General features: G+C 59.7%; 23 protein-coding genes and 1 pseudogene. 12 read left to right on the top strand and 12 right to left on the bottom strand.

What is annotated here, in order from left to right; translation table 11 throughout:
• Positions 1-34 precede the first annotated feature (34 nt).
• The 6 genes from ABIB66_RS38995 (at position 35) to ABIB66_RS38970 (ending at position 7,243) form a co-directional block, all read left to right on the top strand.
• The gene (locus ABIB66_RS38995) at positions 35-1,150 is read left to right on the top strand and encodes a DUF8225 domain-containing protein (protein WP_354258707.1); all 1,116 of its coding nucleotides are present in this window, start codon (positions 35-37) and stop codon (positions 1,148-1,150) included.
• 9 nt (positions 1,151-1,159) lie between these two features.
• Positions 1,160-2,011, top strand: a complete 852-nt coding sequence (locus ABIB66_RS38990; protein WP_354258704.1) for an MBL fold metallo-hydrolase — start codon at positions 1,160-1,162, stop codon at positions 2,009-2,011.
• A 211-nt stretch (positions 2,012-2,222) separates the two neighbouring features.
• Positions 2,223-3,419 (top strand): hypothetical protein, encoded by a 1,197-nt coding sequence (locus ABIB66_RS38985; protein ID WP_354258701.1) that lies wholly within the window; start codon positions 2,223-2,225, stop codon positions 3,417-3,419.
• A gap of 27 nt (positions 3,420-3,446) precedes the next feature.
• A complete protein-coding gene (locus ABIB66_RS38980; protein WP_354258698.1) occupies positions 3,447-4,103 on the top strand; it encodes a hypothetical protein in 657 nt (218 codons plus the stop codon).
• A 24-nt stretch (positions 4,104-4,127) separates the two neighbouring features.
• On the top strand, positions 4,128-6,110 hold the full coding sequence (locus tag ABIB66_RS38975) for a LodA/GoxA family CTQ-dependent oxidase (RefSeq protein WP_275173112.1): 1,983 nt from the start codon (positions 4,128-4,130) through the stop codon (positions 6,108-6,110).
• Positions 6,111-6,115: 5 nt separating this feature from the next.
• Positions 6,116-7,243 (top strand): NAD(P)/FAD-dependent oxidoreductase, encoded by a 1,128-nt coding sequence (locus ABIB66_RS38970; RefSeq protein WP_354258694.1) that lies wholly within the window; start codon positions 6,116-6,118, stop codon positions 7,241-7,243.
• 487 nt (positions 7,244-7,730) lie between these two features.
• Here ABIB66_RS38970 and ABIB66_RS38965 read toward each other — a convergent pair.
• Positions 7,731-7,955: pseudogene (locus ABIB66_RS38965) on the bottom strand (non-homologous end joining protein Ku); the annotation flags it as partial.
• A gap of 293 nt (positions 7,956-8,248) precedes the next feature.
• Positions 8,249-8,638, bottom strand: a complete 390-nt coding sequence (locus ABIB66_RS38960) for a hypothetical protein (protein WP_354258691.1) — start codon at positions 8,636-8,638, stop codon at positions 8,249-8,251.
• Between the two features lie 35 nt (positions 8,639-8,673).
• Here ABIB66_RS38960 and ABIB66_RS38955 point away from each other — a divergent pair, with 35 nt between their 5' ends.
• Positions 8,674-8,847 carry a hypothetical protein gene (locus ABIB66_RS38955; RefSeq protein WP_354258688.1) on the top strand — a complete coding sequence of 58 codons (174 nt, stop codon included), beginning with the start codon at positions 8,674-8,676 and terminating at the stop codon, positions 8,845-8,847.
• Positions 8,848-9,108: 261 nt separating this feature from the next.
• Here the strand turns inward: ABIB66_RS38955 and ABIB66_RS38950 are convergent, their stop codons facing one another.
• Positions 9,109-9,627 carry a hypothetical protein gene (locus ABIB66_RS38950; RefSeq protein ID WP_354258685.1) on the bottom strand — a complete coding sequence of 173 codons (519 nt, stop codon included), beginning with the start codon at positions 9,625-9,627 and terminating at the stop codon, positions 9,109-9,111.
• A 608-nt stretch (positions 9,628-10,235) separates the two neighbouring features.
• On the opposite strand from ABIB66_RS38950, the gene ABIB66_RS38945 reads away from it, so the two are divergent.
• Complete coding sequence (locus ABIB66_RS38945) at positions 10,236-10,538, top strand: hypothetical protein (RefSeq protein WP_354258682.1); 303 nt, start codon at positions 10,236-10,238, stop codon at positions 10,536-10,538.
• A gap of 268 nt (positions 10,539-10,806) precedes the next feature.
• The gene (locus ABIB66_RS38940; RefSeq protein WP_354258679.1) at positions 10,807-11,691 is read left to right on the top strand and encodes a hypothetical protein; all 885 of its coding nucleotides are present in this window, start codon (positions 10,807-10,809) and stop codon (positions 11,689-11,691) included.
• 412 nt (positions 11,692-12,103) lie between these two features.
• Here the strand turns inward: ABIB66_RS38940 and ABIB66_RS38935 are convergent, their stop codons facing one another.
• Positions 12,104-12,310: a hypothetical protein gene (locus tag ABIB66_RS38935; RefSeq protein WP_354258676.1), complete on the bottom strand. Its 207-nt coding sequence runs from the start codon at positions 12,308-12,310 to the stop codon at positions 12,104-12,106.
• Between the two features lie 1,056 nt (positions 12,311-13,366).
• On the opposite strand from ABIB66_RS38935, the gene ABIB66_RS38930 reads away from it, so the two are divergent.
• Positions 13,367-14,077 (top strand): SPASM domain-containing protein, encoded by a 711-nt coding sequence (locus ABIB66_RS38930; RefSeq protein ID WP_354258673.1) that lies wholly within the window; start codon positions 13,367-13,369, stop codon positions 14,075-14,077.
• Between the two features lie 803 nt (positions 14,078-14,880).
• Here ABIB66_RS38930 and ABIB66_RS38925 read toward each other — a convergent pair.
• The 7 genes from ABIB66_RS38925 to nifH all read right to left on the bottom strand — a co-directional run bounded on the left by ABIB66_RS38925 (position 14,881) and on the right by nifH (position 21,851).
• Positions 14,881-15,408 (bottom strand): hypothetical protein, encoded by a 528-nt coding sequence (locus ABIB66_RS38925; RefSeq protein WP_354258670.1) that lies wholly within the window; start codon positions 15,406-15,408, stop codon positions 14,881-14,883.
• A 240-nt stretch (positions 15,409-15,648) separates the two neighbouring features.
• Positions 15,649-15,945 (bottom strand): ferredoxin family protein, encoded by a 297-nt coding sequence (locus ABIB66_RS38920; RefSeq protein ID WP_354258667.1) that lies wholly within the window; start codon positions 15,943-15,945, stop codon positions 15,649-15,651.
• 41 nt (positions 15,946-15,986) lie between these two features.
• A complete protein-coding gene (locus tag ABIB66_RS38915) occupies positions 15,987-17,294 on the bottom strand; it encodes an FAD-binding protein (RefSeq protein WP_354258664.1) in 1,308 nt (435 codons plus the stop codon).
• Positions 17,295-17,304: 10 nt separating this feature from the next.
• Positions 17,305-18,420 carry an electron transfer flavoprotein subunit alpha/FixB family protein gene (locus ABIB66_RS38910; RefSeq protein WP_502917428.1) on the bottom strand — a complete coding sequence of 372 codons (1,116 nt, stop codon included), beginning with the start codon at positions 18,418-18,420 and terminating at the stop codon, positions 17,305-17,307.
• A gap of 1,098 nt (positions 18,421-19,518) precedes the next feature.
• A complete protein-coding gene (gene nifW / locus ABIB66_RS38905; RefSeq protein ID WP_275174379.1) occupies positions 19,519-19,851 on the bottom strand; it encodes a nitrogenase stabilizing/protective protein NifW in 333 nt (110 codons plus the stop codon).
• 338 nt (positions 19,852-20,189) lie between these two features.
• Positions 20,190-20,894 (bottom strand): nitrogen fixation protein NifQ, encoded by a 705-nt coding sequence (locus tag ABIB66_RS38900; protein WP_354211183.1) that lies wholly within the window; start codon positions 20,892-20,894, stop codon positions 20,190-20,192.
• Between the two features lie 66 nt (positions 20,895-20,960).
• The gene (nifH, locus tag ABIB66_RS38895) at positions 20,961-21,851 is read right to left on the bottom strand and encodes a nitrogenase iron protein (protein WP_085398584.1); all 891 of its coding nucleotides are present in this window, start codon (positions 21,849-21,851) and stop codon (positions 20,961-20,963) included.
• A 539-nt stretch (positions 21,852-22,390) separates the two neighbouring features.
• Between nifH and ABIB66_RS38890 the strand changes: the two genes are divergently transcribed.
• The gene (locus tag ABIB66_RS38890) at positions 22,391-22,945 is read left to right on the top strand and encodes a peroxiredoxin (RefSeq protein ID WP_354258820.1); all 555 of its coding nucleotides are present in this window, start codon (positions 22,391-22,393) and stop codon (positions 22,943-22,945) included.
• Between the two features lie 710 nt (positions 22,946-23,655).
• Here the strand turns inward: ABIB66_RS38890 and ABIB66_RS38885 are convergent.
• Positions 23,656-23,814, bottom strand: a complete 159-nt coding sequence (locus ABIB66_RS38885; RefSeq protein WP_354098758.1) for a hypothetical protein — start codon at positions 23,812-23,814, stop codon at positions 23,656-23,658.
• Positions 23,815-23,970: 156 nt separating this feature from the next.
• Here ABIB66_RS38885 and ABIB66_RS43735 point away from each other — a divergent pair, with 156 nt between their 5' ends.
• Positions 23,971-24,177 carry a hypothetical protein gene (locus ABIB66_RS43735; RefSeq protein WP_502918356.1) on the top strand — a complete coding sequence of 69 codons (207 nt, stop codon included), beginning with the start codon at positions 23,971-23,973 and terminating at the stop codon, positions 24,175-24,177.
• The last annotated feature ends 164 nt before the right edge of the window (positions 24,178-24,341 follow it).

Raw genomic sequence — 24,341 nt, 5'->3', positions numbered from 1 at the left:
CCGGTCCTGTCGCGCAGTCATCAGGGAGGTGAACATGGCGTTGCAACGATTTGACCCACCGGGTTTTCTGGACGATTTCGGACCGGCCCAACGCGATGCCTGGCATCAGTTCATTTCCGACGCGCTGAACTCCGCTCAAGAGGGTAGCGGCGATCCGTTCGACTCGCCCCGGGCACAGTTCTTCAATGCCGCCAAGGTCGAGCCGGGATCCGACACGGCAGTCGAGGACGTTAAATGGACGGCGTTCCCCCGCATCGTCCAGATTAGCAGCGGCTCCGACATGGAACGCTGGCGCAACGCCGATGCCTCACGCGACGTTCAGGACGAGTACTGTGAGTGGAGCGTGACCCGGCAATCCGGCACGAACAAGATCACGCGGGTCACGTTTACCTGCGAAGGGCCGGAGTACTGGCGCTTTCTCGCCGCAACCGACCCGACCCAAACGCTCGCACTCTACAAGCAACATGTCGACGCCTCGGCAACGCAGGCAGACCTCTTCACCCCATCGGGCGCCTACATCCTGCGCAACCGCTTCAACAATTCAACCTCCAACGGGGCCATGCACCTCGTGCAGAGGAACAACACACTGGGCGCCGAGATCGAGATCGCGGGCGCGGCAACGGTTACGCGGCTGCGCGCCGATGGTTCGCCAATGGTCGATACCCTGGAATTGATCCGGTGTGGCCGATACGGCGCCGAACAGCGACACAGCGACCCGTTCATCGGCGCGCGCGTGAACTTTCATGCGCGTAGCAAGGCAGACGTCACTGTCGCCAACCCTGTCGGCATCTATTTCGGCGGCCTGGACACGCAGGAATGGGAAACCCCCGACGGCAGCGATCCTGCCGCTTTCTGGAAGTATACGCGCGGAAGTCCAGAACGTCCGGTCCGAGCCGTCATCGAAGTGCCGAGCGACCGCAATTACGTGCTGGGCGATGTACTAATCGACGGAAGAGCGATCCAGTTCGGTGGCCAGATCGCAGACCGGATTCAAATGACGATCCGGGCGCTCGCAACGCGCATCGGCCAGAGTACGGCGCAGCCGGTTCGCGGCTGCGTCGGCGACGGCGCGGGTGCCGCCGGCGGTCCTGGCGGGCCGCTTTCGGTGGGCGCGGTGCTTTCGGCCGGCGACACGCGCGGACGGCTCTAGGGGCAAGCCGTGCCGCTCCGTATTGACGAGGTCAGTTGGATCCACGGCTCCGCTGATTGCGCGGCGAGCACCGATCCGCCGCTGCAAGTGGTGTCGGTCGATGACGACACCCATGTGCTCCGGCAGAGCAAGTGCTTCAGTTTCGAAGCACCGTTCATGTACCTGCTGATGGGCAGCGAGAAGGCCGTGCTGTTCGATACGGGGGCCGGTCCCGACGACGGCGACCCACGGAAAATCCTGCCGATCCGCGAGGCCGTCGATATGCTGCTGTCACCGCGTGCCGAAGAAGGTCGCGCCATCAGCGAGCTTATTATAGCGCACACACATGGCCACGGCGATCATGTCCTCTGGGACAGGCAGTTTGCCGGGCGGCCCCAGACAAGGGTTATCGGCCGCGGCGTAGGCGCGGTTCAGCACGCGTTCAATCTCCCCGCTTGGCCGGAAGGGCAAGCCACGCTCGATCTCGGCAGCCGTGCGCTGGTCGTGTTGCCCCTTCCAGGCCACGTTTCCGATCACATCGCCGTCTATGACCCTCGCATGCAGGCTCTGCTGACCGGGGACACGCTCTACCCTGGCCTGCTGACTGTTGCCGACTGGGCGGCTTATCGACGCAGCGCGGCGCGCCTTGCGGCGTTCGCATCCGAGCACCCGGTTTCACTCGTGCTCGGAAATCATATTGAGATGACAAGGACGCCCGGCGAGCTTTATCCGCTCGGGACGACGTTTCAGCCCGACGAGCATCCGCTGCCGCTCAGTGCCGAAATATTCGCCGAGTGGCATCAAGCCTGTGAAGCGATTGACACTTTAGCGCAACGTATAACGCGTGATCATTTCGTCATCGAGCGCGCTGACCAAAGTTGAGGGAACATCGCGCGGTAGCCATGCGCAACACCAAGCGTGACTGGTGTAGAAGAGAAGGGAGGGCGCCTTGACCACAAAACCACGTGCGCGACGGCCAAGAAAGTCAGCGGCGGATGCGCCGAGCTCCAGCGGCAGGGCGGCGCCGAAATATGATCCGGTGGGGTCCTCGCCCTACGAACAGCCAACCATCAGGAGGCCGCGCCGGGCACGAATGGCGGCAGCGGCCTTGGCTCCAGCGGGGACGGGCTCGGCGGCCAATGTCGGCGTGCGTGGCGTCGAGATCGTGCAGGTCATCCAGGCGCTCGACAACCGTGTGCGGCTCATTGCCGGCAAACCCACAATCGTGCGCGTCTACCTCGACCCCGCCACGGTCGCTGCCTCGACGCTGGTGACTGGCGAGATTACGTGGCGACGCGCCAACGGCGGCGCTTTCTATCTCGCGGCGATGAACCGCGTGAAGCTGGATCCGGCGAGCACGCCCGATCTCATGGGACAACGCTTCGATGTCGCCGAAAGCCTGAATTTTGTTCTTCCGGCCGACGCGCTCGGCGCCGGATCGATCGAACTCCGTCTCGACCACCTCAATGTGCCGGGAGGAGAGAAGCTGCCACTCGCGGCGCAACCGGCGATGAGCGCCAATTTCGTCGCAGCGCCGGTGTTGCGCATCCGGGCGATCGGGCTTCGCTATCGCAGCACGAACGCCCCGACGGCGACGATCACACCGGGCGCAATCCATTTCGATTACCTTCGGTCCTATCTGACGCGGGCCTACCCGGTCGCCGCGCTCGAATGGTCACAGATTGTCATCGATGGCGACCGCCTTAGGCCGCCATTCGGGGGCAATCAGTCGATCCTGGTCAACGCCCAACTATCGGCCCTGCGCATGCGAGAGATTTCATCCGGAATGGATCCACGGACCCATTATTATGGCCTGGTTGACAATGAGGCGGGCAAAAGCTTCATGCGCGGCAGCGCCCTTTACGATGAGGCGACCACCATCTTCGGGGCGGTGGCATGCGGCCCCTGCGGCGTGCCTAACGGCTGGACCGGCGACAGCGACGCGAGTTTCGCGGACTGGTACGGCGCGCACGAACTTGGCCACACGTTCCAGCGCCGGCACCCGGGCTTCCCGACCTTTGATCCTGTTCAGGGGACGGGCCAGCCCCGAGACAACCTCGAAACGACCTTTCCCTATGCCGGTGGCTTGATTAGCTCACCAGCGCAGGAATTCGTGGGCTTCGATCTCGGCGACCCCGCCCTCGGGCTGCAGATGCGGGCGCTGCCGGGGAACATCCATCACGATGTGATGACCTATGCCGACAGCCAGTGGCTCTCGGCGTATACTTATGAGGCCATTCACGATCGCCTGGTCCATGAGGATACGGCGCTCGCTCCGCCGAACGCGTGATACCGGCGGACGATCAGGAGGCGAATGATGTCATACGAGAACAAAGTTATTCACGTCGTCGGATCCGTCGACATCGGATCAGGTACGGGCGAATTCCTTTATGTCAATCCGGCCACCGCGGCCGCAAGCCAATCAGCAACGGCAGGCGCGGCTCCACCCGCCAACCAGGCGCCGCAAGGCACCGGGTTCGAACTCGTCGTGGAAGCGGCGGATGGGAAGGAGCTGAGCCGCGTGCGGCCAACCATTCTCCTTCCCAGCGACGACCATGCATCGAAGGCCGGGCTGATCGACCAGAACGTATCGTATGCGCAGGGCATGGCCCGTCTCGTGCTGCTGCACGATGGCAAGGTTGTAAACACGTTCGAGGCAGGTTCTTCGGAACCCACCGTGGCAGCCCGGTCTCAAGGATTGGAAATGGGCGCGGGGCCGCCTGGACATCCCGAAAAGCGATCGATGTCCATGGCCGCCCCCGATGAGCCGGGCGTCAGTTACACGATCCAGGTGCGGCCTGACGGCGAGAAAACATGGCAAACGATCGCCGTTGGCCAGAAGAGCCCGAAGGTCGTGCTTGACCGCAACCAGTTTCCTACCGCGGAGCGTGCCACGGTTCGTGTGCTGCGCTCGACCGGCTTTGACGACAGCATCATCGCTGAAGACGAGATGGACCTTAGATTCAAGGAATAGGCGGCAGCATACCGGGGGGACGACATGGCGGGCGTGAGTGCATCCGAGATTGCCTGGATAGGCGTCTATCCGCCGATCGGCATTGCGCGCCTGGGCAACGCGCAGGGGCAGGACGACTACACGCTGGCGCCCGAGGTGATCGGCGGAACGCCCGATGCGCGCGGCGGGTTTCAGACTGCGGCCGGCGAGATTAAACGCCAAGGGGTGCGCTTCCACGTCTATGCGCGGCTGAAGTCAGGAGAGACCATCGAACTCGTCCAGGGCCCGGACGTGAAGATCTCCTGGCGCGTTGAAGTCGCCAATCTCAAAGCCGGCTGGTACCAGTTCAACCAGGCCATGGACCTGCCGGCGCAGTTCGTGGTTCCAGCGGCGCGGCGCAACGTGGACTATGCTCGGCGGCGTGAGCTCGACATTCGCCCGGCAGCGCGGCAGATCGGCGGTCTGAACCTGTCCGGGCCCGAATTCCGTTTCGACGATGGGCAGATTCTCAATTTCTTCGTCACGCTTGGCGAGCTACGAACCGACGACGCCGGGCGGCTCATTTTCCTGGGCGGTTTTGGCAAGTCGGCGCCGTTCTACACCAGTATGCGCCCCGTCACCTTCGCCAACAACGATCGTTGGTATGACGACACATGCGACGGGCCGGTGCGCGCGCGCGTAACCGTGGGCACCACGGAATTCGAAGCTGATCCCGGTTATGTGGTCGTCACGCCGCCCAATTTCGCGCCCGGCCTTAACGGTCTCGTGACGATGGACGACACCGTCCGGGAGGCGTTCATGGCAGCCGGCTGGCTCGCCCGACCGATGACGACAAGTTTCTCGCACGACGTTTGGCCGATCTTCGACCGTCTAACCGCACTGCAGTGGATCAATCACGGATTCCTTGTCGCGCACGGCGTGGGGTCGCCGCTCGATGCGCAGGCCGTCTCGGTGATCTCACGCCTGGCCGACGCCAGTCCCGGGAACAAGTCATGGCGCCAACAGGTATGTGCCTTGTTCCGCCCGGTATCTCCCGGCCCCGGCTCGCAACGGCAGATACCCTACATATACGGGGACCTCTTTGGTGAGGCCCGCGACGTCGATCTGACCTTTCTGTCGGTCACGCCTACGATGTTCGTACACCTCGATCGGTGGGCCGCGGGCACGTTTGTGTCCGATTGGCAGGGACCACCGTCGCTACCGGACTTCGCGGCCCTCTCCGCCGATGCGCAAGTATCTCAGCTGATGCGCGCGGGCCTGACCGAGTGCCTCGGCGGCCCGTTCCACCCAGGCATCGAGCTTACATGGCCGATGCGGCGGCCTGAGCTGTGGGCGCTGCATCACGCGGCCCAACACGACGATCGCCTGCTGTACAGATTGAACCTTGTCCCTGAGGGCGAGGCCGTGCGCCAGGATTTCGGTTCACAACTGACGCGGGACACATGCCTCGGACCCGCAGGCCCGATCACAGCTGCGGGCCCCGGTGCGCTCACGCGCTGGCTCGGCCTGCCCTGGCAGACCGACGAAGCATCGTGCAACTCCAGCGCCGATTACTCCCCTAGCACATATTTGTCGTTCCCGAGCTTCTGGGGCGCGCGCGTGCCCGACCAAGTGCTGAGCTCTGCCGCTTTCGAGCGAGCGAGCGCTAACCTCACCGATCCGTTTGATGAGGCAAAGCTGCAGCGTCTCAAGCACGCGTTGCTGCGGGAGGACTGGCTGCGCGACGTGCGCGGCCGCACCTATTACGAGCGCATTGACAAGATGGTTCAGCTGTGGGCAACGCTCGGCATTGTCGAACCACGCCAAACGCCGCAGGCGCTGCGCGAGGTTGGCTTCCCGGAAACGGTCCACGTGGAGACTGGCCGCGATCGCGCGAATGCCGGCTCCGACGAAAAAATTGCCTTGATTACCCGGATCGAGGCGCTGCGGGAGCGGACACCGGAGCCGACTCCGTTCCAAGCGGGCCTCGACGCGCCGCCCGAAGCGACCACGCCGCCGCGCCATCAGTTCCGTCAGGGCGAGGTGTGAACGGCGTGGACGACGACCGCGTCTGGGACGTTCTCGTGGTCGGCGCGGGCCCGGCGGGAGCGGTCGCCGCCGCGGCTCTCGCGGAGCGGGGTCTGCTCGTCGCACTCCTGGAGAAAGACCTGCAGCCTAAGGGCAAGCCCGGTGAGGTACTGACGCCGAACGCCATTCCTATTCTGTCTCATCTCGGTCTCCTCGACGTTATCGAAGCGAATGGCAATCTGGCATGTCCCCTCGCATGCATCGATCGCGCATGGTCGATGGCTCGGCCGGACCGCGAGCATTTTCTCCGTCACCCGGGTGGGCGCGCTTGGGTGATCGACCGCGTCGCCCTCGAGCAGTTGCTCGTGAGCCGAGCCATGAGGGCCGGCGTCCGTGTCTTTCCCGGCCATCACGTTCGCGGTCTAAGCCGCTGCAATAGATATTGGTCTGTGCAGAGCCGTTCGAGGAATGGTCTGGCCTCCCTGCGTGCGGCGTTCGTGGTCGATGCAAGCGGGCCCACGTCGACATTAGCTCGCCGGCTCGGCGCGAAACGAAAGTGTCTCTTTCGCCTGCTCGCCGTTCATATCCAGTCCGCGCCCGACACAGAAAGGCAGAGCGAACCGGCGTCACTGACCGTCGAAGCCACTGCGGTCGGATGGTGGTACGCGGTATGCGGCCCGGGGCAGACGCTTACGTGCGCCCTGTTCACCGGTGATCCCGCCCGCGCCCGAAGCGGCGCCGCGCGGTCAGCCCTTCTCGCTGCGATCGACAACACAAACACACTTCCTCGTTGGACCAAGGAACTGGTTCGTATCGGCCATGTGCAGAGCGTCGACGCCTCGCCGTCGTTCCTCGATCATCCGACCGGTGAAGGTTGGCTAGCAATCGGCGACGCCGCCGCAAGCTTTGATCCGATCGCATCCCAAGGCCTTGCGAACGCCTTAGCATCGGCGGTGGACGGTGCAGAGGCAATCGGCCGTCAACTCCTCGGCGATTGCGTCGCTATGGAGGCCTTCGCCGTACGAACTGCTGAAACATGGCACCATTCTGTGCGGCAGCTTTTTTCGATTTACCAAGCAGCCGCACACCGCTGGCCAACACCTTTTTGGCAAGCGCACCTTCCGATCGCGACAAGGACGCGGTTGAGAATGTGACGTCGCCCGAAATCGTTCGCCCGCCGCATCCACCGACTTATTGCTCGGCCGACTGAGTGGGACAGATCTATTGCGAGTTGGACCCACGCCGTGGGCTCAGATGTGCCACCAGGTTGAATGTGCCGGCACGCTCAAGAAGCAAGTAATCGGGCGTCCTTACGAGGTTCGGATCGTTCGCCGATTCGCATGACAAGACCCTCCCTTGACCTCGCGACATTACGCTAGGTCGATCTCGGCCGAGATCTCGAGTCAGAGCAGGGTTCGATTCCAGCCGAGGCGAGGTGGATCGGAACGGCATGGCGCGCGCCTACACGCTGGGGAGCCTGCTATTCTATTTTTGTCAGCTATACCGCGCGTGATCTTTGTTGGTATTCCTGTTGGTATCGGCAGCAATCGAGGCAGTCAATTACTTTACATTCAAATGGTTATGGCAGCGGTCGAGCATCGGCCAGGGGTCCAAGGACCTCGCCTCAGGCCGACTTCCGCTTGCTTTGGCCGCCGGCTTCTTTGCGGCAGCTTCCTTGGCCGGTTTCTTGCCGGCGGTTGGCATGAGCATTTCCTTCTGACCGCTCGCGACCTTGCGTGGCTTCTTGCCCGGCTTGGAGTTTTTCGCTGCCAATGCTCTTGCGCAGCGCGTCCATCAAACCGACGACTTTCTCGCCACGCGGTCGCTGTTCGCAGTGATGGGTTTGCCGGCGCGCTTCTGCTTGATGGCAATCTTAGCAGCGGAGGGCGGAGAGTGACGACAGTTACCAGGAACCTGCTTGCTCGAAAGGAAAAGCTCCTCGAACTACTTGGAGCTACCGAAGACGCCGATCAGCGAAGCGATATCCGACGCCAGCTTGAGCAGGTCGATACCGCGCTACAGTTCCCGGGCGTGCCGGAACAGACTCGCGAATAAGGAGGTCGTTCCGCTATACGCCGCTGAAGACATTCCAAAACGCGAATCCGCAGAAGGCAAACCGCGCCTAGCCGTAGGGGCTTGGCCTGCTGTTGTGCTCATGATTAACCGATCATTTTGATCCAAGTTTGATCGGCAAATTGATCGAGCTTTTCGGTCAGTTTGGGTGAAAGACCGACGCTAATGAGCCTGCCAAAACTTGGCATCGGCCTTGCGCTTTTCTTCCGCGATCTCTGGCTCGTCCCGATCTTGTTCACCTTCATCATCTTGGTTTGACCATTCTGGCCTTGGCGATGTTTGGCAGCCATACTGGCCAGCTTTTCGATCCCTCCACGTTTCCGGATCGCTGTCGCAATGTCCTCCACTTCCACTTTCAGGTGCTCAAGAAGGTGTCTCATCACATTGAAACGTTTTGAGAGCTCCTTTTTTTCTGCCAACGATTTCGGGACAAGGACAAAGTTTAGGGCCGCACGCAACACGTCCTCCTCACTCATCTCCTTGCAAAAGCGAGCCGCTACCGCCGGATCGCGTGCATACCACCGAGTTGTTCGATGCGCTCAGCATCGCAACGGCCGCGCGGACGAAGGAGCAAGCGCAGAAGATTCGCACGGTCATGGAAGCCGTCTTAGGTTGGAAGTACCGGGGCAACATCCGCGTGGACGAGAAGCAGGGTCGCGGCTACTCGCGACCCCGCACCGATTAGGGAGGTCACGTCGGCTTCTAGCGCAACACCGGAACTCGAAGGCGGGTCCCTCACGACCGATTTTGACCCAACTGCGACGTTGGCGAGTCACGGCTCTCGCAGGCAAAGCTATCGTTCGCTTCCTGCCGAAGCCGGCGTGCCATAGAGATGCAGGAGTGGCCCAGCGGATATACTAGCTGGAGCGGCTCAAGCGCATTCTCAGCGCCGAACCCGCGTTGCATGGCCGCAGCGGAGGAAGCCAGCCGCATATGTGAGTGAGCCTCACGAAGGGTTGCCCCACAGAGCATGAGCTACCCACAGCGGCCCGAGAATGGCAACTTGTACTCCGAACAGCCAGATGAATGGCCCGAAGATGAAGAGAGTCACCTTTAGCACCCTGTCTTCTTGGCGCTTCGTTTCCTCGGGTGACGCGGGCAGTGGGCTTCGGAAAGTGTAGCGATGTCCAGCGGGTAGTCCTCCTTTTATAGACCATGCTCTGATCCTGTATGCTAACAGGCCCACGGCACCGCCTGCGCTTAGCAGGAACAATGCGATGGAGGTGTTAGGCCAGAAGTAGTACCCTGCCCAAAGTCCCGTGGCTGTGATTCCGATAGCCACCAGGAATATCGCCAACGCGACATCGTGCGGCCGGCTTGTTATTAACACCCCTGCGCTGGCAAACATGTACAAAGCCGCCATGAGTGCAAGGATCACGAAACACCAGAGCAGCGCCGCGAAAAGAAAGAGCAAGTCAAATGCGAATGCATATTTTGTGATCTCGGCCAATAACTTGCTGTCCATGTTTTCCTCCTTCTAACGGCCCGTCACGGGAATTGTACCCGTTCTTCGGCCCCCGCCATACCAGCCCAAGACCTCGCAAATTTGCCACTACCCTGAACGGTCACTGCTGGTGAAGCCGTCCGCAAGTGCACCTGCTAGAGGCTGAGAGCTGCCCTTCGCGACGCCGCGCCTCTCACACCAGTTCCGCCATGAAGCGTAGAGCGTTGATCTGGCTATGAAGGCATGCCGTCCCCCGTCGCAGATGCATTAGTCGAGGCAATGCTGGAATATTGGGGCGCGGTGGATGGCAAGAACGACTGGCAGGATTGCAACGTCGCCGTGATCTTCGGGCTCTACTGGCAAGATCCCACCCGGCCGATCAACAACGTTTTCGCCATCGACGGCCCCAAGGATTTCTCGTGGCTCAAGGCTCCGCGCCACGGCACATACGAGAACATCTTGGCGGTCATCTCCCAGAAGGACGTTTCGGCATCGGTGATCCAAGCCATCAACCGCATTTGCATCAGGCGCGTGAACGACCTTGAGAGGCGATGCGCGGAGGCTGACGTGCACATTGTGCTCCGTAAGGACTGCGCGGTGATGCCATCCTGCAGGACATTCACACCAACATGCCGGGGCTCAAGGAGGCTGCGTGGGACTTCGAGCCGGATGGCCCCAAGGTGTACGCGCCGCGCAACAACTCAGTGGCTCAGGCTGTGATTGAACTGATGCGAACACGGGAGCCCGGAGAGACGCCGTTCTCCTACGTCCGCCCGCAACTGTCACTGACGCAACGGCAATTCGCCAGACTCAAGGAGGACCTCGCGAAGGCCGCCAGCAACGTTGCGACGGCGCTGCATGAGCTGGGCGTTCTTTACAAGGTCGAAGGACGAGACCGAGCCACCAAAGGCTTCCTGGTGAAAGTCGCGTAACAGCAACAGGGCCGCACCAAGGCTTTCCATTCGCAGCCTGAGGTGCGGTCATTTTGTTTGAGCTATGCGAGTCGATTCCCGCGCTCGTCCCTTTCAACAATAAGAGTGACCGCAGCGAAGCCTTTGATGCTCTGTGAAAGGCTTGTGTCGGTTGATGGAAGGCGTATCCTGACTGTCGATGTAAATTCCAGGCGCAATTTCCTTCGTTGACTCATCGAAAAATTGAGGTGGAGCGAGCGATCAAGCTAGAACACGGGAGGATCATCCGATGATTGAGACACTACTCGCGGTGCTAGGGGCTGCGGGCAATGTGGGCTCCACCTACAGTGCCATTTCGGGCGTTGCGACTGGCCGCTCCCTTGATCGGATCGTCGATTTGCTGGAGCGAAATCATCGGCAGCTGGTGAAACTGGGAGACGGTATCCTGTATTCTCCCTTATCGCACAACGTTGCATTCCAGTCGCGAGCAGAGGAGATAACAGAGCTTCGTCGCATCAGAGAGTTGTTGGTCCCAGTTCATGTCGTTTTTTCAAACATCATTTCCACAGCTGTGCTACGGACGCCTGACCGACTTCGGCACCAATTTGAGCACGATGCGTGGAATTGCTTGTACGATATTCGACCCTTCACAATTACGAGTTTCGATCGAGAGTCGAGTGAAGTCCCTTTACTGTTTGAGTGTGACGGCCAGATGTATGTAGGGTGGCAAAAGCGAGGAATGCTCAACAGTGCCTTGGGGTTGGAGTTTAGTGGAACGGACGGCGATGCGTGGATTCAGCCTGCGCCCCGGGGGGACAAGGAGGCCGGCGAACTAATCAGCAGTGTCCTCCATCAAAATTTCGATTCACTCACTACGTTAAGTAAGACAATTAAAGGACTCCGCCAAGAGCAGGTCGCACTGCGAAGCAACAAGGCAGACACGGCAGCTCTAAAACGCGCTGACGAGATCGATAACGAAATCTCGAGATATAGAGTGGAAGTCGACCGATCCATGCGACAAGGAATGACCAGATCAAAGAACTTCGAAGAAGCCGAACAAGTGAGTGAGGAGGAGGCTGAAAGAGTGGGACCAGCTGATATGAAGCTCAGCAGACCGCAACATAGAGAGTCAGCAGCGGCCACTTCAGGTGTGGTCAAACGCCGAACAGCCTGACAAGGCGAGCCCGTGCGATTCTCGTCCATCAGCTAATTACTCAGGTGCTAGGTAGACTTACCTGCCGGTCATCGGGTTACCTTGGCACCGCGCGTGCGCTTAACAGGTCCTGACGTGCGGACCCGACAAGTCCAGACCCGGAAAATTGACATTGGAAACCGTCTCCTGCAGCCTCTGAATGCCCCAGCGCTGAAGCATCTGCCTGGCCCCGTAGGTCCGGCTGACGGATTTCCCTGCGGCGCTGCGGCCTGCCAAGGCGTCTCGCAATTCCTCATCGGGTGTAGCGCGGCGAAGCGCGTCCTGAAACCCATGCCGAAAACTATGATAGACGAGGTTTCGGTCTTCGATGCCGATGTGTGTTCGAAGGTAACGGCCCCACCATTTGGCCCAAGCCTTGCGCACGCCGCGTTGATCACACACATACCCGGCAAGTGTCGATGATGAATGCAAGAACGCTTCCCGGCTCGTCAAACCAATCGATCGCAAATCGACCGATGGCTCGCGACAGATGCGGAGCAGATACGTCCAATGCGTTGTTCTTCTTTCGGGTGAGCAAGCTTGTACCAATACCGCCGCCGGCCTGGTTCGCCGTGGTGGCCTCGATGTAGATCTCAAACACCAATTTGTCAGTAAGAAGCCAGCACGTCGGTGGCTGCGATCGTTCGCCCTAGCTAGACGTCCTCTCGAGCCTTGGTTTGCGCGTCATGGATTCTGACTCGAAGCATAGGAAACCGCTTCTTCAGCTCGCGCGCCGGTTTTGGCCCCGTCTCTCGTCGCTAATTCAGTCTCGAGTCGCCCATCGATTTCAAGTGCGCAATCTGAATGCGGCAATTCACGGGCCATAGCGACCATCTTTTCGCTTGAGCACAGTCGGGATCCAAGTCGGCTATTTAGCCCAAGTCGCGCAAATAGCGCCAGCTCACACCTATATTAAACTAGCGTTCTCGACCGTTCAAATTCTCGACTTGCCGCATGAAGGCACGATGGAGATTTTCGGATGTCGACTGCGGCCGAGGGCACTCGCAATCGCGATCCCAACGTCGCGCGGCGGATTCCGACCACCACGATCACGATGACGTGGTGCTTGGGGCAGCGGCAACGGCGCCGAATGTTCAGAGAAACCCGCAATTCAACTCAGTTCTGAAAGAGCTTGAATCGTACGTAAGGTCATATTGTACGCTATCGATCGCGTAGAGCTGCGCCTCGGTTGCCGCAATTACGACGAGATGTATCGCGAACGTGTTCGACTTATGCACAGTATCGCCTGGCATGAGCGATGCTTGTTGAAGTAAACGAGACGCTAGGCCAAGCCCATCGATGCAAGCGCACTCGGGAGCTGCCCGATCCTGCTGGACTAGGCGGAGAGAGCCGTGGCGCCTTCTTCATCTTTCGCGGTCGCGCTTGCAACGGTGCCATGTCGCGCTGATGGGCGACGAACGAAATGATGCATGAGCGAACTGGCTTGAGGGATATAGCTCGACGGTCACCCTCAAGATTCTTATTCCCAACGAGGAGCGCGGAAGTGGATAATGTCAGATCGATGACTCTACAGGAGCTGCGCTCTGCAGTCGCTGGCGGCAGGGTCTTGGAGATAAGTACGACAACGGGCTCTGTCGTCGGATGTACTTATTGCTCGCAGGACAGGTTTGCCGAACGGCAAAGAGCGAGATCCGACGTGAAGCATCTTTCTCTGCAAGATTTCAAGCGATGCCTGGCGCACGTACCAGCAGCTGTCGACATCAGCTTTTCCGGGTTTTCGCAGCCTTGGCTCAATCCGGCTTGCACCGAAATGGTTGAGCATGCCTACGCGTGCTGCCATGGAATCCGGATTTTCACAACCCTGGCCGGAATGAATGGGCAGGATCTAAGACGCTTACGTGCGCTGCAGTTCCGCGTTTTCCTGGTGCAGGTTGTTGATGACGGCACGTATATGGATAGTGGTCTCGTCAGGCGCAACTATGTCGATTTGATGCGGCAACTTGTCGACGGCGACATTTCATCACTGCTCTTCGTTGTCAAGGGCGAGGTTCATCCCGAACTTGTCGGCATCATTCCTGACGAAGCGCTGGTCCGCTTGCGTCCGCAGCGCAGGAGAGGTGGCAGCGGCGAACTCGAGATGGTTGAAGCACGACAACCAATCGTTGGAACACTAACATGTCCCGACGAACGGCAATATCGTAATGTTCTTCTCCCAAACGGCGATGTTACTTTCTGCTGCATGGATTTTGAGCGACGACACGTCTTGGGCAACCTCCTCCGCGACAGGTACGAGGATCTCTTCGAAGGGGCGACTTTTCGCAACATTGCCGATCGCATGAACGGAACGGACGGCTTTCTGCTTTGTCGATCGTGTGAATTCGCTGAACCAATAACGTCCGAGAGCTGATCTTTGAGAGCAGTTTGGCCGCTGCCTGATCGAAGCGAATCGCGAGTCCTGGCGAAGCTCGGCCCTGCAGCTCATCACTACATCAGCCGCGGGGACGACCCTCCCATCAACGGAGGGTCGCCATGGACTGGAGTGGCATTTTGTTGGTCCTCGATCTGCTGGACGTCGCCTGGGCTACCCGGCGGAATTTGATTGTTATTTCCGTGCCACGCCCTTGTCTTGTCAGGCCCTGGAGAACTCCATCATTCTTCTGAGGCGAATGCGGCTCTCTCGAACTCAAAAGGCGGCGTCTTGGCATGACCGCGAGTCCGTGGTTCTCAAGAATCACGGCCGAGATGGTGTCATTCTGCGGAGTTCGCGACTTTGTGTCTTGCGCCGTTCGCGCATACGAGAGCTTGAGACCATCTTACTATGCGCATGATCGGGAGGACGTGGCGCCAAACCGGACGCTAAAGTGAACATGGATCAACTGCGCCCGGCAAGCCTGCCATCTACGGAAAAACGTCGCCGCTGCTTGGCCGACGTGTCCTGCCGTGATTTCCCTTGCTAGCCTGTTAGTGAATAGTTCCATGATCCGCCAGCGCTGCGCACCGCGCTTGCTGCAACTGAACACGAAACCTCAGAACTGCGAATCTCGTGCTCACTCAGGTCCCGAGCTTGACGCGGCCGGGGACCGCGACCGGGCGTGCATAGCGGCTCCGCGTCGGCGATAAACGTTAAACGGAGGAGAAAGGAACTACGCCGGGACTCTCGACGCGGTTTTGACTTCTCTGCAGGGACTTTTCTCAAAGCGCCCTGAACACTCACACGCAGTCGGCGGCTCCCCTCAAGTCCGCTTCCGAACCGATCCCGGCATGACGATCCTTCGCTGGCTCATTCAGCAGCCCGGCGAGCCTGAGGCCTTCAGGGACTCCTTCGAGCCGCTGTTCGCGAATGATTGCGGCAAGCAGCAAAACGGCCTCCTCCCGATGGACGGTGAAGCAGACGTCAGGCGCTTGCTGAACCAAGAAGTCCAGCAAGTCCGGAAGGTCAACAACGTGGTGGCGTAAGGTCGAGACCGCATCATTGGCGAGATAGGTCGCCAAATCCGCATTCGCCGGCGGATCAAAGTCCAAGTCGACCTCGGCGCGCTTCTCGATCGCCTGTCGGATCAACTCGCCCTGCCATCTTGCATTCATTGAGAGCATGAACACCGCATCCGCGAGCTTCTCGCGCGGCAAGCTTCTCAGTTCGGCTATGCATGCCTGGATGTCGCCAACCGAACTCTCACGGCCTACCTCTGCTCGCCGCGCGTTAGCGGCTGCCCTGCTCTTTTGTACTCGAATCATCATAATGCTCTCCGGCCGACGATATATCCCCGCGATACAATGCGTCGCGCCCTTGTTTTGGATCCGCTCGCTTTGGCTATCTTCGGGAATACTATGGGGGGAAGCTGGGAAGCTGCGGTTGTCTCATGCAAGGGCCTGCCCGTGGCCGCGATTGAATGTGCCCGGGTGAATCTCGAGTCCCGCGCATCTCGTTGCATCGCGACAACGCCGCATCCTGCCAAAGCCAGGCCCTCCCCTGAAGCTTCAACCAAACTTGAATAGCACACCGTAACCGCCCCGTGGGTAGCTCCACTTGATATCACCGCTTTCTTCGCAGATCACCCGGCAGGTGCCGCACTCGAGACACCCGTCGACTGTAATCTCAACATGACCTTTATCGTTGAGATCGTAGCACCGTGCTGGGCAAGCCTTCAGCATGGCTAGCAGCTGCGACGATGGCGTGGCGTGCGGCCGCACCTTGATATGGGCGCGGCCGGAATCAACAAGATAACGGTTGTAGAATAGTTTGTCCTCGACACGTTGGGATGGCTCGCTCGACATTGATTCTGGCTCCGTCAATCGTCGTTGTCTTTGCTTCGTGATCAGCGCCAGGCCCGGGCAATGCGGAGGGCATCGCTGAACAGTCCACTCCACGATCGCGCCTTGATGAACGAGCTCAGCATCAGCTTCTCTTTCTCGAGCTTTGGTGTACCGTCGACGCGCAGGTAATCCTGCATCGCCTTCGAGAAGAGCTGCGGATATGTGAGAAAGAAGTTCTGCGAGTGGGTATGCAACAGTGCCGGCATATCCTTGTACTTCTTCAGGTCCTTGATTACGAAGGAGTCATTCAGCATTTTTTTGTATAGCGAAAGATTTTTCGCCGTCATCGGATCATTTCGCGATCTGATAAGACAGATCGCTTCCGCCGCGATACGGCCCGACGTCATCGCCAGATTGGACCCCTCGCGATGGATGGCGTTGTTGAGCTGGGCGGCGTCCCCGACGACGACCCAGCCCTCACCACAAAGCTGCGGGATCGCCTTGTACCCACCTTCGGGGATCAAGTGCGCGGAATATTCCTTTACTTCCGAACCCTCGATCAGCGGCGCGACGGAGGGGTGACGCTTGAAAGCCTCGAGCAAGCCGTAGGGCGTCTCGCCGGTACGCTGGAAGTCGGCAACAAGACAGCCAATACCGAGCGAGATACATTCCTTGTTCGAATAGATGAAGCCCATGCCGGTCATGCCGTGGGAGATGGTTCCGGCAGCTTCGATGACGAGCCCCTCGTCGCCTTTGAGGCTGAAGCGAGCATCGATTGTCTCGCGCGACAGGAAATGCATCTCCTTGACCGCAAGTGCCACCTTATCCGGTTTCAGTCGCCCTCTTAACCCCGCACCCGTCCCGAGCACTCCGTTCACCCCCTCGGCCAGCACGACGACATCTGCATGGATTTCACCGCCATCGCGGTCTGTGCGCACCCCGACTACCCGCCCATGTGAATCCTGGAGGAGCTCGGTCACCGTGGTCTCGCACAGGACCGTGGCGCCGGCCTCGCGGACCTTCTGCGAGAACCATTTATCGAACTGAGCGCGGATGATGGTGTAGCGGTTCGGCTTCTCCTCATTGAAATCATCGGAGCGATAGTGAAGCCCCGTGTGCGAACGCTCGTCCATGATCCAGAAGCGCTGCTCGACCAGATGCCGCTCAAGCGGTGCATCCTCGCGGAAATCCGGGATCAGCTTCTCCAGCATATCGGCATACAGGATGGCCCCTTGCACGTTCTTCGACCCCGAATACTCGCCGCGCTCCAGCTGCAGCACTTTCAGGCCACGCTCGGCCATGGTAAGTGCCGCCGCATTCCCGCCCATGCCAGCACCGACGACGATCGCGTCGAATTTTTCCTCGATCATAACAAGCTCCCTAGCCGGCGATGCGGTCGTGCGAGTGCGGCGACAGCCGCGCACGGAATGCAGAGGTCAATGCCGGCAACAGTCGAATGGCGTCGGTGACGATACCGATATGGGCGAAGTCGAAGATCGGGGCGTTCTTGTCGGTATTGATGGCAACGATGAGGTCGCCACCCTCCACTCCGACGCGATGCTGGATCGCCCCCGAAATACCGGCCGCGATATAAAGCTTTGGCCTAATGGTTTTTCCAGTCTGGCCGATTTGTCGGTCCGAGGTGACCCAGCCCTTCTGTACCAGCGGCCGCGAACAGCCATATTCGGCGCCAAGCACGTCGGCGAGCTCCTGTACCAGTTGGAAGTTCTCAGGCGATCCCAGACCGAGCCCTCCAGCGACGACCACGTCCGCATAGGCAAGGTTGGAGTTTTTAGAATCGCGGTCCGGCACGAACGAGAGGACTTTTGTGACGATATCTTCTTCTACAAGCCCGAGCGGATGCGAGATGACGCGGCAGACGGCGCCCGTCACGCGCTCGGGCATCGGCATCACGCGCGGGCGGACGGTTGCCATCTGTGGACGATAGTTGAGTGTGTAGATCGTGCACAACAGTGAGCCGCCAAACGTCGGCCGCGTCGCTGCAAGCGAGCCGTCGGGATCGACATCGAGCTCGGTGCAGTCGGCAGTTAGGCCGGTGAGCAGTGTGGTGGCCACTGAGCCGGCGAGATCCCGGCCGAGTGTAGTTGCTCCTAGGAGTAGAATTTCCGGCTTGTACGTATTGACCAGCTCTGACAGAGCCTTGGTATAGGACTCATTGCGATAGTCGGCCAAGAGTTGGTCCGCGACGATATAGGCGAGGTCGGCGCCGTAGCAGAAGGATTCGGCGACCGCCTGCTCCGTTGTCTCGCCGACCGGGCCAATGACAACCGCGGCGAGGTCGACGTTGAGCTTGTCGGCGAGCCGGCGGCCGGCACCCATCAGCTCCCAGGAGACGGGGTGCACAACCCCGCGTTCCTGCTCGATGAAGACCCAGACGTGCTTATACGCCTTAAATCGTTCCGACAGCTCCCTCTTGGTCGCTGCGCGACCACCACCCGCGGCCGGCGCTGCACTTTTGGGTGCGGTACTCATCATCTGTACTCCCATCCGTTGTTCAGTAGTGGCTCGCCAGCGGGCGCTCTGCCCCCAGCTTTGAATTCGCGCTTTAGGATTGCTTCAGTCAAAAGTTCGGCCGGGTGCCCGCCATTGAGTCAGCACCGCCTGGCAGCAGCGCGGGGCCGAGACAGACATTGCTCGATGTGTCGACGACCCCGGAATCACGCGTTTCGGGTTCTCCGCGCCGGTCACGCGAGCCAATCGATTGGTCCCCCACATCTTCGAGATGCGACCGAGCTGGTACGGATCGAGGATGTGGCAGAGGCTCGGCTGATATCATTATCCGCCACGTGCTTGCCGGTGAAAACGCGATCCATTGCTCCGAATGCCCTCGAGATCTCGCCGATTGCAGCGACAAACCCGCAACTCTTGGCGAGAGCACGAGCGCCGGGATCAAACCGCCCGTCAACGGTCCCACGCCACCGGCCCTGGAGAGCAAGGACTGGGCCCACGAAACCTCGGCCATAGATCGGCCGGGGGTGATTTCGTCGACGAACCTTTGGCGCAAATCAAACCGAGCTTTTAGCTCAGCCAGGTCGGAATATGCGGCCATCGCGTTGGCGTCGCGACGCATCATGGTGCGGACAGGCAGCGCGCGCGAACCTGCGCGACGTCAAAAACACAATCGATGCGGACCAAGATGTGCATGCGCTTCTCCACTGGCTGAGCCATGTCAGCAATTGTCGTACCAATTGCGTAGGCGATTAAAATTGGGCGCCAATACAGACTCTTACTGAAGGAAATGGGTTGGCAGCCTCTCAGACGATCGGAACATTCGATTACCGACTCGAGTCGTGTCCGGAATGCGACAGAAGACAGTCATCCAAATCTGGTGCGCTTTCCTCGCCGAATGTGCGCTTCCCGCTGCCGGCGTACCATTGCAGGAGATAGGCGCGCCATCGGCACCAGCTTGAAAGGATGGACAAACCAGCGCTCAGTCGTGATTGGCCCTTAAGGAGAGCGGAGTAAGTGTTAAAGCTGCGGATCCACGAGGCCACTGCAACTTCCGTTTGAATTGCAAGCTGGAGCTGTCAGCTCCGAACCTTCACGGTCCAGAGCACGAGATGGAAACTCGAGTCACTCCAAGGAACCGAGCTGGACCAGGGCTGGATGCTTGTTCGGTTGTGGCGCTGCCGCATCCTTGAGGACCTTGAACACGCGCTGTTCGATCGGGGAGGACGTGACGAAGTCGGCATAGGCGCGCTCAAGCGTAGCCTTACAACGCAAGGCGATCTCAGGATCGGATGCAGCGGTCAACTCCTCACCCGCAAGATACTGACCCATGCGACGCAGGATGTGAAGCCGCGCCACGTTGATGATTTTCTCGTCGTACTCGACGCCGAGCAGTGCAAAAAACTCCTCTGCCGCCGAGGCCTTCTTCAATTGCGAAAGGATGCCGTCCGTCATCATTCTCAACCTCCATTTAGATCCACGCCCAGAAACCATCCGGGCCGACTGTTTCGACTTGATCGCGCGGCCCTGGCTGACCAACCGATCATGCGCCCTTGACGAGGGAACCCTCGTGATTGTCGCGTCAGATTGCCACCACGCCGGGGCACCGGCCCTTTGTGCTCGATGGCATGCTTGCGGACGCGCGCGAGGATGGTTTCGGTTTGCTCGGCGGTGACCGACACTTGCAACTCGGACAACAGCGAAGTGATTTGGCAAACCCTGAATGCTAGCCGATCACAATGCGGTGGGAGCGGCCAAGCAATCGCGGGTCCACCGCTTGGTAGGGCGCTGGTCTTTTAAACGGAATCATCGAGACGACGCAGATGATCCCGCCGTCGTCCGGCCATCCGGCTCTCCCCGCTCTCCTCGCCGAAGCAAAGATCAAAATCATTGCATTCCGTGCAGACCGGCGTAGTACACATCACCAGACCGTCATCTTCGCATAGCAAGCGATAGAAGAAGCGCTTCCAGCGCATCTTCTTTGAGTTGCGAGCCGCTAACGGCCCGAAATGGCGCGTCAGGAGGCGGGACAATTCGTCCCGCTTCCGCAGACCAAGATCTTCCCACAAGTGATTGGGCTCCATGGCGCGCCGCGCGATCATCGTCGCCAACCAGCCGCCGACCTCGCTATGGGTCGAACGTTGCGCAAGCAGGAGGTCGCGCACCATAATTGTCTCGGCAGGAGCCGATAACGCGGACTGTTCGCGCCAGTTACACCTTCTGACCGGGCTGGACGGGAAGTATTGCACTAGGAGCTCATTGAGCTCCTGGTTAGTCAAGCCAGCCCGTTCGGGAAGTTGGCCGCCATCCATAGCGGATGCGGCGAGAACGCAGGCGAGCACATGGCGATCGAAATCGTAATTATCGCTGATGTCGACTTCTGTTGGATGGCGTCCAGTCAGAAGGCCGTAGAGCTTACTTGCATCGCGCAGCTCGGCAACGTGAGCTGCCGATACAGGAGGTGACACCGTATCGGCCACTTTTCTTTGTGTACCAATCATGAAGGTCCCCCCGCATCTGAGTGGACGATGTCGGCCTTCCCGGGTCGAGAAGGCCGACATCATGAACTATGCCGAAGCAGCGGCGAGCTCGGCCGCGGTCTTGCCGACCAAGCTCTCGTCGACGGGCTTGATAATGCCGTGCTCCATGAGCATATCCTCGAGCTCGTCCATGCTGATTGGCGTCGGGATAGCGCCTTGTCCAGCATTATTGTGGATCTTGGTCGCGAGATTGCGATAGTGATCCGCCTGCTTGGAATCTGGTGCGTATTCCAGCACCGTCATGCGGCGCAGCTCCGCGTGCTGAACGACGTTGTCGCGCGGCACGAAGTAGATCAGCCGGCTGCCGAGCTTCTTGGCAAGAGCATCTGCAAGCTCCAGCTCCTTGTCGGTCTGCCGCTCGTTGCAGATCAGGCCGCCGAGGCGCACGCCGCCGGAATTCGCATACTTCAGAATGCCCTTGGAGATGTTGTTGGCGGCATACATCGCCATCATCTCGCCGGACATCACGATGTAGATTTCCTGCGCCTTGTTCTCGCGGATAGGCATCGCGAAGCCGCCGCAGACCACGTCGCCGAGCACGTCGTAAGAGACGTAGTCGATGTCCTCATAGGCGCCATTTTCCTCCAGAAAGTTAATGGAAGTGATCACACCTCTTCCGGCGCACCCGACCCCCGGCTCCGGACCGCCGGACTCGACGCATCGAATGTCTTTGTAGCCGAGCTTGATGACGTCCTCGATTTCGAGGTCCTCGACGCTGCCGGCATTTGCCGCCAGGCTCAGAATGGTGTCCTGCGCTTTGGCGTGCAGGATGAGGCGGGTCGAGTCTGCTTTGGGATCACAACCGACGATCAGAATCTTTTGGCCTAACTCAGCAAGGGCCGCCAGCGTATTTTGCGACGTCGTCGATTTTCCGATGCCACCCTTGCCATAAAACGCGATTTGTCTCAGCGAAGACATGTTGCTCTCCATCAACCGATTGCCAAATTTTTTGCGCCGAACGCGCGAGGCTGTTTCTCTCTCAGAAACGTAGGCACACGGGTTTCGGGAAGGAGGCCATCGCTCGCCATCGGCGTCGGCATGCCCTCAGCCCTCACTCGTTGTTGCTGCATCCATTTAGCAACGGGCGTGCCATTTCCTTCGCAGGTGCGTCAAGCGCCTGACCATGCTCGACTAATCGCGCCGTCGTCCGAGACCGGATGCCGTGGGCGCACGCCACAGCGGCAAGGGCTTTGACTGAAACCGGACAAAGCCTTGGCGTGTTTGTTCCATTACGAGCACCCGGCGACAGGGCGCGGAACGCGGGAATGCCGGGCCTTAGCCGGAGGCGATTGAAGAGATCATACTGTGCAGATCGGGTTCGAGGACACGCCATCATCAAAGGCGAATGTTTCATGACCGGCACGGTGGGTACTTGCCGTCGATCGGGTGGCATATCGCTTGCTTTGCTAGTCCCGGAACGCAGTTTCCGCGTGACGCGATGTTGTTGTGAGGACAATATGTCTGGAATTGGAAGTAAGTTGCCGCCGTTCGACATCACAGGCGTGAAGCCCGGCTTTCACCTGCACCAGGAGAACGGGCAGAGCGCCTTCGAGACGCTGACGGAGACGAGCTTTCCCGGCAAATGGAAAGTCATCTTCTTTTACCCGAAGGATTTCACATTCGTCTGCCCAACCGAAATCGCTGAGTTTGCCCGCCTGTCCAAGGATTTCGCCGATCGCAATGCAATCGTGCTTGGTGGCTCGACCGATAACGAGTTCTGCAAGCTCGCCTGGCGGCGTGAGCACAAGGACCTGCACCGTCTATCGATCTGGCAGTTTGCCGACACCAAGGGCGCACTGGTCGATGGCCTTGGAGTGCGCTCGCGTGATGGCATCGCGCATCGCTACACCTTCATCGTCGATCCTGAGAACACGATCCAGCATGTCTATGCGACAAGCCTCAATGTCGGCCGCAGCCCAAAAGACACGCTACGCGTTCTGGATGCGATACAGACTAATGAGCTCTGCCCTTGCAACCGGGAGATCGGCGGCGACACGCTTAAAATTACCTGAGGCAACATGTCGATCGTGCAGTTGAAGAAGCAGCTCCCGCATTCGAAGGACGTCAGACTCGGTACGGTCTAACGTGGAGGCTATTTCCTGGATCCGCTACTCGGCAGAACCACATCGAACGGGCCGTCGCCCGAGCTGGCGCATGGCTGCCGTCATCGACGCGACGGTTTGTTGCGATGCTGCAACCCAACAGTAGGGCGAACAGGCCCATGAGCATCGTTGCAAGCCCGATCATCCAGATCAGCTTCCGCCGAATGTCTTCAGCTCGTATTTCAGCAGCCTGCGAATTGAGTCCGGCCGACAAGTCGGAGAGCACCGGCGCAACTCAACCCCCTCATTCAGAATGAGCCGATCCGCCTGCCCAGCTCGAAGGTGTCCGCCGCCACATCAAGAGCATCCAGGGCTGGGAAGTCACCGAGCCGGTGACGCTCGCGACGCAGTCCTTCACCAAGTAACTGATATGGGAGGATCTCGTCGACCGCGCAGATTGCCCAAGAGCAATCCCGTCGTGCGTCACCTGATCGATATCCCGACCCACAGCTACGATGGGTCCCGGGCGAGCTTCATCGATCGCGGACCATCGACGATATCGTCGACCTGATCGAACTGTTCGCGCCGCTGTCGGCCGGTTCCTCGCAGATCGCTGCCGTCGTCGCTGCCCAGCGCGGCGCGGGCTATGTACTGTTCGGCCCGCCCGGCAGGGGCAAGAGTCAGACTATCGCCAACGCCATCACCAATAGCCTTGCACACGAGAAGACGGTGCTGCTCGTCGCCGCGACCGCCTCCTTCAATATAGCGTTGATGACCTGGCTGTCCTTGTACGGGCGGTTTGGCGCCCGATGGGTCACGAACAGCGTGCGCGTGGTCATTGGCTCCTCCCGTGGATACCGGATGATCGCTTTACCACAGGGTTACGCACCGAGCGATTTCGGCCAAGAAGCTTGCGCTCGGCCTGCCATCACATGCTTGGCACAAGATCACGTGGCGTGAGGGTATGGCAGAAAGGTTGTCCTCGCGCTTCGCCCGTGTGCGCGTCCGTCCGGCACATCGAGATTAGTGGCGCGGCGAAAGCCGGTCGGAGGAAATGGCTGCCGATCGAGGCGCCGGCAGGCGAAGAGGCGCCGACCAAATATTGGTTGTCAACGCTTCCGGCGAACATTGGCTTCCGTCGGCTCGTCGATGCCGTCAAGCTGCGCTGGCGCATTGAGCGCGACTACCACGAACTCAAATAGGATGTGGGTCTTGGCCACTTCGAGGGGCGAAGCTGGCGTGGCTTCCACCATCACGCAACACCGTGCATTGCCGCCTACGGATTCTGGTCTCCGAGCGAGAAGCGATTTCCCCCTCAGAAACAGCCTCCACCAAGCTGTTCAAGGAAGCTGCAATTCCCGAAACT

This window comes from Bradyrhizobium sp. F1.13.3, assembly GCF_040548265.1.
Lineage (GTDB): Bacteria > Pseudomonadota > Alphaproteobacteria > Rhizobiales > Xanthobacteraceae > Bradyrhizobium.
Note: the sequence above shows the minus strand (reverse complement) of the source record. Positions and strands in the feature narration are given on the sequence as shown.

Excerpts from the sequence above, each read along its gene's own strand:
- ABIB66_RS38995 (WP_354258707.1), top strand. The coding sequence starts at position 35 with ATGGCGTTGCAACGATTTGACCCACCGGGTTTTCTGGACGATTTCGGA.
- ABIB66_RS38985 (WP_354258701.1), top strand. The coding sequence starts at position 2,223 with ATGGCGGCAGCGGCCTTGGCTCCAGCGGGGACGGGCTCGGCGGCCAAT.
- ABIB66_RS38980 (WP_354258698.1), top strand. The coding sequence starts at position 3,447 with ATGTCATACGAGAACAAAGTTATTCACGTCGTCGGATCCGTCGACATC.
- ABIB66_RS38975 (WP_275173112.1), top strand. The coding sequence starts at position 4,128 with ATGGCGGGCGTGAGTGCATCCGAGATTGCCTGGATAGGCGTCTATCCG.
- ABIB66_RS38960 (WP_354258691.1), bottom strand. The coding sequence starts at position 8,638 with ATGAGTGAGGAGGACGTGTTGCGTGCGGCCCTAAACTTTGTCCTTGTC.
- ABIB66_RS38950 (WP_354258685.1), bottom strand. The coding sequence starts at position 9,627 with ATGGACAGCAAGTTATTGGCCGAGATCACAAAATATGCATTCGCATTT.
- ABIB66_RS38945 (WP_354258682.1), top strand. The coding sequence starts at position 10,236 with ATGCCGGGGCTCAAGGAGGCTGCGTGGGACTTCGAGCCGGATGGCCCC.
- ABIB66_RS38940 (WP_354258679.1), top strand. The coding sequence starts at position 10,807 with ATGATTGAGACACTACTCGCGGTGCTAGGGGCTGCGGGCAATGTGGGC.
- ABIB66_RS38925 (WP_354258670.1), bottom strand. The coding sequence starts at position 15,408 with ATGATGATTCGAGTACAAAAGAGCAGGGCAGCCGCTAACGCGCGGCGA.
- ABIB66_RS38920 (WP_354258667.1), bottom strand. The coding sequence starts at position 15,945 with ATGTCGAGCGAGCCATCCCAACGTGTCGAGGACAAACTATTCTACAAC.
- ABIB66_RS38915 (WP_354258664.1), bottom strand. The coding sequence starts at position 17,294 with ATGATCGAGGAAAAATTCGACGCGATCGTCGTCGGTGCTGGCATGGGC.
- ABIB66_RS38910 (WP_502917428.1), bottom strand. The coding sequence starts at position 18,420 with ATGATGAGTACCGCACCCAAAAGTGCAGCGCCGGCCGCGGGTGGTGGT.
- nifW (WP_275174379.1), bottom strand. The coding sequence starts at position 19,851 with ATGATGACGGACGGCATCCTTTCGCAATTGAAGAAGGCCTCGGCGGCA.
- ABIB66_RS38900 (WP_354211183.1), bottom strand. The coding sequence starts at position 20,894 with ATGATTGGTACACAAAGAAAAGTGGCCGATACGGTGTCACCTCCTGTA.
- nifH (WP_085398584.1), bottom strand. The coding sequence starts at position 21,851 with ATGTCTTCGCTGAGACAAATCGCGTTTTATGGCAAGGGTGGCATCGGA.
- ABIB66_RS38890 (WP_354258820.1), top strand. The coding sequence starts at position 22,391 with ATGTCTGGAATTGGAAGTAAGTTGCCGCCGTTCGACATCACAGGCGTG.
- ABIB66_RS38885 (WP_354098758.1), bottom strand. The coding sequence starts at position 23,814 with ATGACCACGCGCACGCTGTTCGTGACCCATCGGGCGCCAAACCGCCCG.